This is a genomic window from Methylobacterium sp. TK26 (assembly GCF_055361565.1).
Map to the genome: position 1 here is coordinate 1610599 of NZ_CM143965.1, position 13363 is coordinate 1623961.

The following is a 13363-nucleotide window of genomic DNA, read 5'->3' on the forward strand; positions in this document are numbered from 1 at the left end:
ACCTTGCCAAGGCGTAACGGCGGCTCAGCCCGCCGCCGCCTCGTCGAGGAGCCACGCCACCTGCGCCCCCCGGATCGCCCCGGCCGGCAAATCCTCGCCCTCCGCGAGGCGGGCCAGCGGCGCGCGCTTGCCCGCGCCGGTCGCGAGGAACAGCACGTGCCGGGCGGAGGTCAGCGCCGGCACGGTGAGGCTGATGCGCGGCACGAAGGGCTCCAGCCCCGCCTCCGGCACCGGCACGGCCAGCGCGGTCGCCTCCCCCGCCTCCGGCTTGCCGGGGAAGAGCGAGGCGGTGTGCCCGTCCTCCCCGAGGCCGAGCAGCACGAGGTCGAAGAGTGGCCGTTCGGCCGCCAGGGCGTCCGCGCCGTAGAAGTCGAGCAGGGTCCGCTCATAGGCCTTGGCGCCGGCCTCGATGCCATCGTCCGACGGCATGAAGTGCAGATGCGTCGGCGGAATTTCGCTGCCGTGGCCGAAGGCCTCGCGGACCATGCGCACGTTGCTGCGGGCATCGTCCCATGGCACCGCGCGGTCGTCGCCGAAGAACCAGTGGATCCTCGTCCACGGCACCCGCGCGGCGTAGTCGGAGCCGGCGAGGAGGGCGTAGAGGCGCTTGGGCGTCGAGCCGCCGGAGAGGCAGATCGCGATCCGCTCCCCCTGCGCTTCGCCGCAGGCGGCGATCAGCCGCTCGGCGGCCTCGCGGGCGACCGCCTCGGCATCGGGCAGGACCTGAGCGCCCTCCGGCAACCTCACCATGCGCGCCTCACGATTGCGAACTTCAGGATTTCTTGGGTTCCTGGTGGCCGCCGAAGCCCTTGCGCATCGCGGAGAGGAGCTTGTCGGCGTAGGAGGCGTCCTCCCGCGAGCGGAAGCGCCGGTACAGGGCGGCCGACAGGACGGTGGCCGGCACGGCCTGCTCGACGGCGGCGTTGATGGTCCAGCGGCCCTCGCCGGAATCCTCGACCCAGCCGGAGAAGTCGGTCAGGTCCTCGTCGCCGGCCAGGGCATGGGCGGTGAGGTCAAGGAGCCAGGAAGAAACCACGCTGCCCCGCCGCCAGACCTCGGCGATGTCGCCGAGGTTGAGATCGAAGCGCCGCTCCTCCGGCAGGTTCTCGGAATTGGCGTGGCGGAGGATGTCGAACCCCTCCGCGTAGGCCTGCATCAGCCCGTACTCGATGCCGTTATGGACCATCTTCACGTAATGGCCCGCGCCGGTCGGCCCGGCATGGATGTAGCCGTGCTCGGCGCGGGCATCGCGCCCCTCGCGGCCGGGGGTGCGGGCCACGTCGCCGACCCCCGGGGCGAGGGTCGCGAAGATCGGATCGAGCCGGCCCACGGCGGATGTGTCGCCGCCGATCATCATGCAATAGCCGCGCTCCAGGCCCCAGACGCCGCCGGACGTGCCGACATCGACGTAGTGGATGCCCTTGCCCTTCAGCTCCTGGCCCCGGCGCACGTCGTCGCCGAAGAAGGAATTGCCGCCGTCGATGATACAATCGTCCGACTGCATCATCGTGCCCAGCGCCTGCACCGTCTCTTCGGTGATCTTGCCCGCCGGGAGCATCACCCAGGCGGTGCGCGGCACGTCGAGCTTGGAGACGAAGTCTTCGAGGCTCGTCGCGCCGACCGCGCCGTCCTTCACGAGGGACGCGACGGCCTCGGCGTTCTGATCGAACACCACCGCCGTATGCCCGCCGCGCAGAAGGCGGCGGACGATGTTGCCGCCCATCCGGCCGAGGCCGATCATGCCGAGTTGCATCGTGGTGGCCTCCGAACTGTTCCCCCTCAAGGGAGATCGTTGCGAAATTGATCCAACTCACTTCCTCATCCTGAGGTGCCTGCGTCAGCAGGCCTCGAAAGAGGGCTCCAGAAGCCTCCGCGATCCCTGGAGCCCTCCTTCGAGGCGGCATTCGCCGCACCTCAGGATGAGGTGGCAGGCGGGATTGGCCGCCTGCATCCTCTCCCGCCGCCTATCAGGCGACGGCTGCCTTCAGCGCCGCCGCGACACGCTTCAGCCCGGCTTCCATCTGCCCGGCCTTGAGGTGGACGCGCAGGGCCCGGCGCCCGCGCTCGGCGAGCACGGCGAAGTCGCCCCGCGCCTGCGCCGCGACCACCGTGCCGAAGCCCAGCGACCGGCCGGGGATCGGCAGGTCCTCGGCGGCGTCGGCCGTGATCTGCAAGAACACGCCGCTGTTCGGCCCGCCCTTGTAGGCCTGCCCCGTCGAGTGCAGGAAGCGCGGCCCGAATTCCAGGCAGGTCGCCACCTTGCGCGCGTCCCGCACCGTGAGGCGCGCCTCCTGCAGCACGGCGTGGTGCGCCTCGTTGCGCGGCAGGTAGGCGAGGAGGGCGACGTAATCGTCGCTGCGCATCCGGGCGAGGTGCCCCTTGATCGCCGCATCGAGCACATCGACCGCCTGCGGCAGCGCCTCGGCGTTCTTCGCGTCGGCGTAGAGGGCCAGCGTCTCGTCCTCGAAGAGCGGCGTCTCGTCGGGCAGCGCCCCGGTGCGCTCGGCTTCGGCGAAGAGCTTCTTCGTCTCGATCTTGCTCGCCTCGACGTCGGGCTGGTCGAACGGGTTGATCTCCAACAGCGCGCCGGCCACCGCGGTCGCGATCTCAAGCCGGTAGAATTCCTGCGGCAGCTGCTCGACGCCGTCGAGGCCGATCCGGGCGATCGGATGGCCGTCCTTTTCGAGGGCCGAGAGGGCGGCATCCTGGGCCGCGTCGGCCTGGGAATCGAGGCGCAGGTACAGGAAGAACCGGTCGTGGCCGTAGACCGCCGGCACGCCCGCCGGCTCGCCGTCCACCGGGATCAGGCCCTTGCCAACCTTGCCGGTGGACTCGGCGATCAGCTGCTCGGCCCAGGCGCCGAAGCTCGCGACGCCGGGGGAGGCGATCACCGTCACCTTGTCCCGGCCCTTGAGCGCCGCCGCGCCCATGGCGGTGCCGAGCAGCACGCCGGGGTTCACATGCGGCGGCACGGCGGGACCGCAGGAGCGGACCATGATGCGGGCGCGGTCGAGGACGTCCTTCACGTCGAGACCCATGGCGGCGGCCGGCACGAGGCCGAAGGCCGAGAGCACCGAGTAGCGCCCGCCGATCTGCTTCACGCCATAGAAGATCTTGGCGAAGTTCTGGGCCTTGGCCGCCTTCTCCATGTCGGAGCCGGGATCGGTGACGGCGACGAAATGCTCGCCGACCTTGTCACCGACGGTCTGCTTCACGCGGTCGTAGAAGTAGTCGCGGAAAACGTTCGGCTCCAGGGTCGAGCCCGACTTCGAGGAGACGATGAACAGCGTCCTGGCGAGGTCGATCCCGGCCTCGACGGCGCGCACCTCGTCCGGGTGGGTGGAGTCGAGGATGCGCAGCGCCGGGAAGCCCGGCCGCTGGCCGTAGGTGAGGCTCAAAACCTCCGGGCCGAGGCTTGATCCGCCCATGCCCAGCACCACCGCATGGGTGAAGCCCCGCGCCTTCACCCACTCGGCGAAGGCGGCGTAGTCGGCGGCCTTCTCCAGCTCCTCTTCCACGATGTGGAGCCAGCCGAGCCAGCTCGCCTCGTCGGCGCCGGTCCAGACCGTGGCGTCGCGGGCCCAGAGGCGGCGGATCGCGCCGCTCGCCCGCCAGGCCTCGACGGCCTTCTTCGCGTCGGCGGCGAGGGCATCGTCCAGGGCCAGCGCCAGCGGGTCGAGGCGGGCGCCGAGCAGGGCCGCGCGCTTGCCGGCCACCGCGCCGAGCAGGTTGTCGGCGGCGTCGATGAAGAGCTGCACGCCCTCCTCGACCAGTTGCCGCGCCACGGCCTCGATGTCGATGCCGGCGCGGGCGAGGCTCGCCATCACCGCCTCGGCGCCGGGCACGTCCTCCTCGATCGTCGGGCGGACCTCGCCGTGGTCGCGGAAGGCGGCCATGGTGGCGGGGGGCATGGTGTTGACGGTGTTCGGGCCGATCAGCTCCTCGACGTAGAGCACGTCGGAATAGGCCTTGTTCTTGGTGCCGGTGGAGGCCCAGAGCAGCCGCTGCGCCTTGGCGCCCTTCCCGGCCAGTGCCTGCCATGTCGGCTCGGCGAAGATGCGCTTGTAGCGCTGGTAGGCGAGCTTGGCGTTCGCGATGGCGACCTTCCCCTTGAGGGAGGTCAGCGCGATCTTCTCGTCCGGGTCGTTCGCCTGCGCGATCTTCTCGTCGAGCATCTTGTCGACCAGCGCGTCGATGCGGCTGATGAAGAAGCTCGCCACGCTCGCGATGCGCGAGACGTCGTGCCCGGCCTTCGCCCGCTCGTCGAGGCCTTCGACGAAGGCGCGGGCCACCGTCTCGTAGGCCTCCTGCGAGAACAGCAGGGTCACGTTGATCGAGATGCCCTCGGCGGTCAGCTGCTTGATCGCCGGGATGCCCTCCGGGGTGGCGGGCACCTTCACCATCAGGTTGTCGCGACCGACCGCCCTGTGGAGGCGGCGGGCCTCGTCCAGCGTCGCCTGCGTGTCGAGGGCGAGGTAGGGCGAGACTTCGAGGCTCACGTAGCCGTCGGCGCCGTCGCTCGCCTCGTAGACCGGGCGCAGCACGTCGGCGGCGGCCTGGATGTCGGCGATGGCGAGGCCTTCGTAGAGGTCGATGACGCGGCTGTCGCCGGTCTCCTGCACCGCCTTGAGGCTGGCATCGTATTCCTCCGAGTGGCCGATGGCCTTCTCGAAGATCGCCGGGTTGGAGGTGACGCCGCGCAGGCCGTCCTCCTCCACGAGCTTCTTGAGCTCACCCTTCTCGATGAAGCCCCGGGCGACGAAGTCGAGCCAGAAGGCCTGATCCTGTTGGTCGTGCAGGGCCTTGAGCGCGTTCATGTCCGAGCCTCGTTGTCCGATTGGTTCGCGCTCTCCTCCCCGCGACGGGGAGGAGGGGAGGGGGATGATTACCCCCTGTGCTTGGCCACCTGCGCCTTTGCGGCCTCCAGAACCTTCTCGGGGGTAAACCCGAACTTGGTCAGGAGATCCTTCAGGGGCGCCGAGGCGCCGAAGGTGCTCATGCCGATGATCGCGCCCTCGGAGCCGGCATAGCGGTCCCAGCCGATCACGCTGCCCTGCTCGACGGCGACGCGGGCCTTCACCGCAGGCGGCAGCACCGTGTGGCGGTAGGCTTCGTCCTGCCGCTCGAACAGGTCCCACGACGGCATCGACACGACGCGGGCCTTCACGCCCTCGCCCGTCAGGGCGTCGTAGGCGTCGAGGCACAGTTGCACCTCCGAGCCGGAGGCCATCAGGATCACCTCCGGCGTCCCCTCGCAATCGGCCAGCACGTAGCCGCCCTTCGCGGTGCCGGAGGCGGCGCCGTATTTCGACCGGTCGAGGGTCGGCAGCGCCTGCCGCGACAGGGCGAGCACGGCCGGCTGGTTCTTGAGCGAAAAGATCACCCGGTAGGCTTCCGCCACCTCGTTCGCGTCCGCCGGGCGGATGGTCACGAGGCCGGGGATGCAGCGCAGGGAGAGCAACTGCTCCACCGGCTGGTGGGTCGGCCCGTCCTCGCCCACGCCGATCGAATCGTGGGTGAAGATGTGGAAGACCGGCAGTTCCATCAGCGCGGCGAGCCGGATCGGCGGGCGCATGTAGTCGGCGAAGACGAGGAAGGTCGCGCCGTAGGCCCGGAGCCCGACGAGGCCTAGGCCGTTCACGATGGAGCCCATCGCGTGCTCGCGCACGCCGAAATGGATGTTGCGCCCACCGGGGTCGAGCGGGGTCAGGGAGCCCGCGCCGTCGAAGGTCAGGTTCGACTTGTTCGACGGGGCGAGGTCGGCCGAGCCGCCCAGCAGGAACGGCACGTGCTGGGCGATGGCGTTCAGCACCTTGCCCGACGATTCGCGGGTGGCGACACCCTTGGCATCCGCCTCGAAGACCGGGATGTCCTTGTCCCACCCCTCGGGCAAGCGCCCTTCGAGAAACGCGTCGAGCTGCTCGGCATGGGTGGCGTCGGATTCCTTCGCCTGGGTGAAGAGCGCCTGCCACGCGTCGTAGAGGGCGGCGCCGCGCTTGCCGATGCCATCGCGAAAGTTCTCGTGCACGCCGTCGGGCACGAGGAACTGCGAATCCTCCGGCCAGCCATAGGCGCGCTTGGCGCCCTTCACCTCGTCCTCGCCGAGCGCGTCGGAGTGGGCCTTCGAGGTTCCCTGCTTCTTCGGGGCGCCGAAGCCGATCACCGACTTCACGATGATGAGCGTCGGCCGGTCCTGGCTGGAGACGAAGGTGTCCAGGGCCGCCGTGATGGCGTGGAGGTCGTTGGCGTCCGCGACGCGCAGCACCTGCCAGCCGTAGGCGAGGAAGCGGGTGGCGACCTCCTCACCGAAGGCGAGTTCGGTGTGGCCCTCGATGGTGACGGTGTTGTCGTCGTAGATCCAGCAGAGGTTCGCGAGCCGCAGGTGGCCGGCGATGGAGGCGGCCTCCGAGGCGACGCCCTCCATCAGGTCGCCGTCCGAGCACATGGCGTAGACGTTGTAGTCGAACAGGTTCAGCCCCGGCCGGTTGAGGTGCCGGCCCATGAACCGGCCGCCCATCGCCATGCCGACGGAGTTCGCGACACCCTGGCCGAGCGGCCCGGTGGTGGTCTCGACGCCGGTGGTGAAGTGGTATTCCGGGTGGCCGGGGGTGCGGCTATCGATCTGCCGGAAGCGCTTGATCTCGTCGAGGCTCACGGCCGGGGCGTTGCCGCCGTCCTTTTCCGCGACGTTGGCCAGGTGCAGCAGCGCGTAGAGCAGCATCGAGGCGTGGCCGCAGGAGAGCACGAACCGGTCGCGGTTCGGCCAGTGCGGATGCGCCGGGTCGTAGCGCAGGTAGCGGTTCCACAGGGTGTAGGCGACCGGGGCCAGCGCCATCGGCGCGCCGGGATGGCCCGAATTCGCCTTCTGCACGGCGTCGATCGCCAGCGTGCGGATCGTGTCGATGCTGAGCTTGTCGATCGCGGCAAGCTCAGCGCGGGCGGGTGTGTCGGCTCCGCTCATGGTATCACGTCGTCCTGTTCTCTAGCGCGACCGCTGGGCCGCCTGGTGGCGGTGAACCGCAGGCGGCGCCCCATCAGACTTAGCGCCCTGCTTCTCGGCGGGCCCCTCGCCATGGGCATAGCTGAGGAGCGTGTTGACGAGGGCCACGTGTGTGAACGCCTGCGGGTAGTTACCCACAAGACGCTTGGCTTGCACGTCGTACTCCTCGCTCACGAGACCGAGATCGTTACAGATTCCGATCAGGCGGTCGATCAACGCGCGGGCCTCCTCGCGGCGGCCGAGGCCGATGAGGTTGTCGGCATACCAATAGGTGCAGGGCAGGAAGGCTCCCTCGTTGCCCGACAATCCGTCCGTGGACGACCCCTGCGTCTCGTAGCGGAGGATGAACCCGTCGCGCATCAGCCCCTTGCCGATGGCATCGACGGTGCCGACCACGCGGGGATCGTGCTGCGGCAGGAAGCCGGTATGGGCGATGAGCAGCAGGCTCGCATCGAGCGCCTTCGCGCCGTAATATTGCACGAAGCTGTTGAGCTCGCGGTCGAATCCCTTCTCGCAGACCTCGGCGTGGATCTCGTCGCGGATCGCCCGCCAGCGTTCGGCCTGCTCGTGGGTCGAGCCCGATTCGTCGATCTCGCGCATCCGCAGGGCCCGGTCGAAGGCGACCCAGGCCATCACCTTCGAATGGACGAAGTGGCGCGAGCCGCCGCGCACCTCCCAGATGCCCTCGTCGGGCTGGCGCCACGCCTTCTCCAGATGCCCGAGGAGGGCGAGGCCGACCCGGCGCCCGTCCTCGCTCACCGGCAGGCCGCGGGCGCGGGCCTGATAGAGCGCGTCGAAGAGTTCGCCGTAGACGTCGAGCTGGAACTGCGCGGCCGCCGCGTTGCCGATGCGCACGGGGCGGGAGTTCTCGTAGCCCGGCAGCCAGTCGAGCTCGATCTCCGGCAGGAGCCGCTCGCCCGCGATCCCGTAGAGGATATGCGCCTGCTCGGGGTTGCCGGCCACCGCCCGCAGCAGCCAGTTCAGCCAGTTGCGCGCCTCCTCGATGTAGCCGCCGTCCATCAGGGCGATGAGCGTCAGGGTCGAATCGCGCAGCCAGCAGAACCGGTAATCCCAGTTCCGCTCGCCCCCCAAGCCTTCCGGCAGGGAGGCGGTCGGCGCGGCGACGATGCCGCCGGTCGGGTGGTAGATCAGCGCCTTGAGGGTCAGGAGGGAGCGCTGCAGCAGCCCGTCCCAGGGCGTGCCCTTCGCGCAGCGCTTCGACCAGTCGCGCCACGCCCGGTCGGTGTCGGCCAGCATCTGGCGCGGCTCGATCGGCGGCGGATCGGGCTCGTGCGAGGCGCCGTAGCTCAGGACGAAGCGGCGCTGCTCGCCGGCATGGATCGTGAACTCGCCCAGGGTGGTCTGCCGTTCGGTGCCGTGCAGGTCGACATCGGTGCGCAGGACGACCTTGTGCGGCCCCGCGATGGCCCGCAGGTCGCCGAGTTCCGAATGCGAGACCCAGGGCACCGCCGATCCGTAATCGAACCGCACCGCCATCTCGGAGCGCATGGCGACGCGGCCGTGGATGCCCTCCACGAGGCGCACGAGATGCGGCCCGTCTCCGGTCGGCATGAAATCGGTGACGAGCACCTCGCCCTGGCGGGTCCTGTGGCGCGTCTCCAGGACGAGGCTGCCCTCGCGATAGGCCCAGGTCGTCTCGACATGGGCCGCCTCGGGGCGGATCTCCCAGAAGCCGTGATCCCTCGTCCCGAGAAGGGCGGTGAACAGGGCGGCGGCGTCGAAACGCGGCCAGCACAGCCAGTCGACGCTGCCGGTCCGGCTCACCAGCGCAGCGGTGCGGCCGTCGCCGATGAGCGCATAATCCTCGATACGTTCGGCCACAGGCCTACCCCCGGTCCGCGATTGAGCGCGAACTAGGATGATGCGGCGCGGTATCCAGAGGGCGCTAGAACAGGCGGTCGGTCAGCACCGCGACGGAACCCTTCACGACGGCTTGTCCGCCGCGCACCAGATCGCCCGCGCTGCCGGAGATCCGCTCGACCCGCGCGCCGACCTCGCGGGCGACGGGGACCACCGCCTCGACCACCGATTCGGCGAAGGGGAGGGCGGCCGGCACCACGGACGGAGCGGACGGCACCACGGACGGGGCGGACGGCTCCTGGGAGGCGGTGCGCGCCGCCTGGAACGGGTTGTCCTGCGCCGCAGCGTCGTGGGGGGCGGTCTCCTGGCAGCGCTTGCCGGGGCAGGGACGGCGCACGGAGGCGGCGACCCGGCGCGCCGGACGCGGCGCCTGCGCCGCGGCGGCGGTCTGCGATGGCGCGGGGAGGGCGGAGGTGACGCTCGGATCGGCCGTCAGGGGGAAGATCTCCCCGAAGGCGATCACGGCGGGAAGGCGCGGGGCCGGCTCGGCGGCGGGCGTGGCCGGCGCCGACATGGCGAGGGTCGCCGCGCCGGAGGCGGGGATCATCCGCGCGGCGGCGCCCGGCGCCGGGGCATCGCCCTTGGGGCAGAGGAAGGAGGCCGCCGCCAGGACGACCACGGTCGCCAGCGTCGGCAGGAACGGCATCGTCACGCGGCCGCCGGTATCGGCCATGGCCGGCCGGTCCTGAGGCCGGCAAGGCGTCGCCACCGAAGTACGATCAGGCCCGCGCATCCGCTTCTCGACCCTCTCTCACGCTCCGAAGGTCACACAAGGCCGCGACATTGCGGCAGAAGCTAGACCGGATCTTTGCCTGTGGGTATCCGCCAGCGACAACGCGCCAAGCTTGGCCGAAGGCATGTCCCTTGCGTCCGGCAGCGCGGCCCCGCATCCGTAGGGCATGGGTGAACCCCGCCCCAGAACGGGCCGCGATGACCGAATCGAGTCTCACCGTCGCCGTGATCGATCCGAGCCAAGCCCGCGCGGCGATCCTCGAAGAGGGACTGCGCGCCGCCGGCATCGGGCGGATCGTCGTCCTGCCCGACACCGCCGACCTTCACGAGCGGGTGAGCGCCCTCAAGCCGGACGTGGTGGTGATCCATCTGGAGAGCCCGAGCCGGGACATCCTGGAGCAGATGTCGGGGGTCTCGCGCCATGCCGGGCGCCCGGTGGCGATGTTCGTGGACCGCTCCGACACGAAGATGATGGAAGCCGCCGTGGATGCGGGCATCTCGGCCTACGTGGTCGACGGCCTGCGCCCGGAGCGGATCAAGTCGATCATCGACATCGCGATCCTGCGCTTCAACGCCTTCGCCCGGCTGCAGCGGGAGCTCTCCGAGGCCCGGGGCGAACTCGCCGACCGCAAGCTCATCGAGCGGGCGAAGGGGATCCTGATGAACCTCAAGGGCCTCTCGGAAGACGAGGCCTACCGGCAATTGCGGCGCAAGGCGATGAACGAGAAGCGCAAGATCGCGGACATCGCCCGCGCCATCGTGACCACGGCGGACCTCCTGGGATGAACGTGATCGTGGCAGGCGCGGCCGGGACAGGCCGCCGGGGAGCACCGTGATGAGGCTCCAGATCGGCTACGTCCCGCTCTGCGACGCGGCGCCGGTGATCCTGGCGCAGGAACTCGGCTACGCGCGGGAGGAGGGGCTGGACCTCGACCTCTCGGCCGAGCCCTCCTGGGCGACCCTGCGCGACCGGCTGGCGCTCGGCCATCTCGACGGCGCCCACATGCTCGCGCCCCTGGCGCTCGCCAGCGCCCTCGGTATCTCGGGTCCGCCCTCGGACCTCGCCATCGGCTTGCCGCTCAGCCTCAACGGCAACGCCATCACCCTGTCGAACGCCCTGAGCGCGGCCGTCGCCGGGGAGGACGGGTTCGGCGGCGACTGGCGCAGCGTCGCCCGCGCCTTCGCCCGCGTCGCGACGGCGCGGCGGCAGGCGGGCAAGCCGGTGACGCTCGGCATCGTCCACCCCTTCTCCTGCCACACCTATCAGGTGCGCCTCTTCGCGCAGGCGGGCGGGCTCGATCCGGCGGCGCTGCGCACCGTCGTCGTGCCGCCGCAGCACGGGGTCGAGGCCCTGTCGCGGGGCCTCGTGGACGGATTCTGCGCGGGGGCGCCCTGGAACGAGGTCGCGATGGCGGCGGGCGTCGGGCGGGTCGTGGCCCTGGGCGCCGAGATCGCCCCGGACGCCCCCGAGAAGGTCTTCGCCGTCTCCGGCAGGGTGGGCGAGGCCGGGGCGCCCCTGGTGCGGGCCGTCGCGCGGGCGGGCCTGTGGTGCGCCGATCCCGATCACCGCGACGAACTCGTCCACCGGCTCGGGCGCCGCGCCCATCGCGACAAGGAACTCGGCCTCGTCGCCCGCGCCTTCGAGCGCAGGGGGCCGGACGCGACCGGCCGCGCGCTGGGCCACCTGCGCCTCGGCGGGGCGGCGCAGGCCCGGGCGCCGGAACGGCTCGACTGGCTGCTGCGCGAGATGCGCGCCGCCGGTCAGCTCGACGCCGATCCGGCCCAGGAGGAGGCCGCGCGGGCGCTCTACCGATCCTTCTCGTAACGGGCCCCGCCCCGCCCCGCGCCGGGTGGCGGGCTGGGGACCTGGCCATGCGTGACGCGCACGGAACAGCCAGCGGTTTCCCCCGTTGAGCAGTTACCATGCCCGGTTGCCGCAAGTTCGACGCAGCGTCGCTCCCTCCCGCTCTTCCCCAAAGGGTCGAGTTGCAGCGTTACGTCCGCACCGGACGCCGCGCCCCCCGCGCCGCCAACGACAACCGCCGCCTCAGCGCGCCGAGCGGCTGGTATTGGGCCATCGTCGTCGGCGCCATGCCGACCGTCGGCCTGCTCGTCGCCCTCTCGACCCTCCTCTGAACATCCCTCCACGTTCGGCGTCCCGCTGATCGTTCGGCAGTCAGCCGCCTGCTTTTTGTGCAGCGCGAAGCGGCTCGCCCATCCCGTCCCGCCCGAAGCCTGACCGGACCCGCCGAGAGCGGACAGCAACCTTCGCGCGACGGTCCCGGCATTTGGCACGGGTCCTGCAACTCACCTCGCGTCCGTCAACGGCGACGGGCAGCGCCGTCAGCGAGGCCGCTGATCCGGTTCTCCTGGGGCTCCCGACCGGCTGCCCTGGGCCATGACCCGGCAGCGGCTTTTTCGTGGGCGGTCCGCCGACGATCCCTGGATTCGAGGTTCGAGACGCGACCGAACGATGTCGATTGACCATAGGGACTCCGCGATGCCGGGTTCGCGGGCGAACGACGGACAGGGGCGCAAGCGCCTCGTCGTCGTCGGCAACGGCATGGCCTCGCTCCGCTTCCTGGAGCGCCTGACCGAGGGCTGCCCCGGTCTCTACGACGTGGCCTGTGTGGGCGCCGAGCCCCAGGCCGCCTATAACCGCGTGCTCCTCTCCTCGCTGCTTGGCGGCGAGATCGACGAGGCCGCCACCGCCTTCCGCGGCCTCGACTGGTACGAGAGCCACGGCATCCGCCTCATCACCGGCGCCCCCGTCACCGCCATCGACCGGGAGAACGGCCGGGCGATCGTCGGAGACGCCCATGTCCTGCCCTTCGACACGCTGGTGCTCGCGGTCGGCTCCCTGCCGATCCGCCTGCCGAAGCCCGGCATGGACCTGCCGGGTGTCATCACCTTCCGCGATCTTTCCGACGTGGCGGCGATCCGCAAGGCCGCCGTGGAGCATGCCAGGGCCATCGTGATCGGCGGCGGGCTGCTGGGCCTCGAAGCCGCCGCCGGCCTCGCCAAGCGCGGCATCGACACGACCCTGCTCCACGTCATGGACCGGCTGATGGAGCGCCAGCTCGACCACGAGGCCGCCGGCCTCGTCCGCCGGGCCATGGAGGAGCGCGGCGTCCGCGTGATCCTCGGCGCCGACACCGCCGCCGTCGAGGGCGACGGCAGGGTCGAGCGCCTGCGGCTCGCGGACGGCACCGTGCTGCCGGCCGACCTCGTGGTGATGTCGGTCGGCGTGCGCCCGTCCCTGGCGCTGGCGCAGGCGGCGGGCCTTGCCACCAATCGCGGCATCCTCGTCGATGACCGGATGGCGACCTCCGACCCACGCATCTTCGCGCTGGGCGAGTGCGCCGAGCACCGGGGCCTCGTCTACGGCCTCGTGGAGCCGTCCTACGAGCAGGCCGACACGCTGGCCCGCCACCTCTCCGGGCAACCTGCCGCCTACGAGGGCACGCACCTCGCCACCAGTCTGAAGATCTCGGGGCTCCCGGTCTTCTCGGCCGGGCTCGTGGACACCCCGGCCGACGCCGAGGCCGTCACCCTCTTCGATCCCGGCGCCGGGCTCTACCGCAAGCTGCTGCTGCGGGACGGGCGCCTCGTCGGCGCGGTCTTCGTCGGCGACATCGCCGAGCAGGCCTCCTGCAAGGCGCTGATCCGCTCCGGCGAGCCGGTCGGTGACGTGGACGATCTCATGTTCGGGCGCCCGGCGCCCCAATCCCTCGCGGCGTAAGGAGACCG

Annotated in this window: 10 protein-coding genes; 4 read left to right on the top strand and 6 right to left on the bottom strand. The window is 71.0% G+C overall.

Translation table 11 applies throughout. The features are described 5' to 3' along the window. Nucleotides 1–24: 24 nt before the first annotated feature. The 6 genes from pgl to ACXJ1Y_RS07870 all read right to left on the bottom strand — a co-directional run bounded on the left by pgl (nucleotide 25) and on the right by ACXJ1Y_RS07870 (nucleotide 9554). Nucleotides 25–750, bottom strand: coding sequence for a 6-phosphogluconolactonase (pgl, locus tag ACXJ1Y_RS07845; RefSeq protein ID WP_463849511.1), 726 nt, complete (start codon nucleotides 748–750; stop codon nucleotides 25–27). 22 nt (nucleotides 751–772) lie between these two features. Next, a complete protein-coding gene (gene gnd / locus ACXJ1Y_RS07850; protein WP_463849512.1) occupies nucleotides 773–1753 on the bottom strand; it encodes a phosphogluconate dehydrogenase (NAD(+)-dependent, decarboxylating) in 981 nt (326 codons plus the stop codon). A 214-nt stretch (nucleotides 1754–1967) separates the two neighbouring features. Further along, nucleotides 1968–4817: a bifunctional transaldolase/phosoglucose isomerase gene (locus ACXJ1Y_RS07855; RefSeq protein ID WP_463849513.1), complete on the bottom strand. Its 2850-nt coding sequence runs from the start codon at nucleotides 4815–4817 to the stop codon at nucleotides 1968–1970. Nucleotides 4818–4885: 68 nt separating this feature from the next. Next, entirely contained in the window at nucleotides 4886–6961 is a 2076-nt protein-coding gene (gene tkt / locus ACXJ1Y_RS07860; protein WP_463849514.1) for a transketolase, read from the bottom strand. Nucleotides 6962–6982: 21 nt separating this feature from the next. Continuing rightward, a complete protein-coding gene (locus ACXJ1Y_RS07865; RefSeq protein ID WP_463849515.1) occupies nucleotides 6983–8842 on the bottom strand; it encodes a glycoside hydrolase family 15 protein in 1860 nt (619 codons plus the stop codon). A gap of 64 nt (nucleotides 8843–8906) precedes the next feature. Further along, nucleotides 8907–9554 carry a hypothetical protein gene (locus ACXJ1Y_RS07870; protein WP_463849516.1) on the bottom strand — a complete coding sequence of 216 codons (648 nt, stop codon included), beginning with the start codon at nucleotides 9552–9554 and terminating at the stop codon, nucleotides 8907–8909. A gap of 257 nt (nucleotides 9555–9811) precedes the next feature. Here ACXJ1Y_RS07870 and ACXJ1Y_RS07875 point away from each other — a divergent pair, with 257 nt between their 5' ends. From ACXJ1Y_RS07875 to ACXJ1Y_RS07890, 4 genes are all read left to right on the top strand, one after another. Further along, nucleotides 9812–10399, top strand: coding sequence for an ANTAR domain-containing response regulator (locus ACXJ1Y_RS07875; protein ID WP_463849517.1), 588 nt, complete (start codon nucleotides 9812–9814; stop codon nucleotides 10397–10399). Nucleotides 10400–10448: 49 nt separating this feature from the next. Further along, the gene (locus tag ACXJ1Y_RS07880) at nucleotides 10449–11438 is read left to right on the top strand and encodes a CmpA/NrtA family ABC transporter substrate-binding protein (RefSeq protein ID WP_463849518.1); all 990 of its coding nucleotides are present in this window, start codon (nucleotides 10449–10451) and stop codon (nucleotides 11436–11438) included. A gap of 161 nt (nucleotides 11439–11599) precedes the next feature. Then, nucleotides 11600–11749 (top strand): hypothetical protein, encoded by a 150-nt coding sequence (locus ACXJ1Y_RS07885; RefSeq protein WP_243956807.1) that lies wholly within the window; start codon nucleotides 11600–11602, stop codon nucleotides 11747–11749. A 364-nt stretch (nucleotides 11750–12113) separates the two neighbouring features. After that, entirely contained in the window at nucleotides 12114–13355 is a 1242-nt protein-coding gene (locus ACXJ1Y_RS07890; protein ID WP_463849519.1) for an NAD(P)/FAD-dependent oxidoreductase, read from the top strand. Nucleotides 13356–13363: the final 8 nt, after the last annotated feature.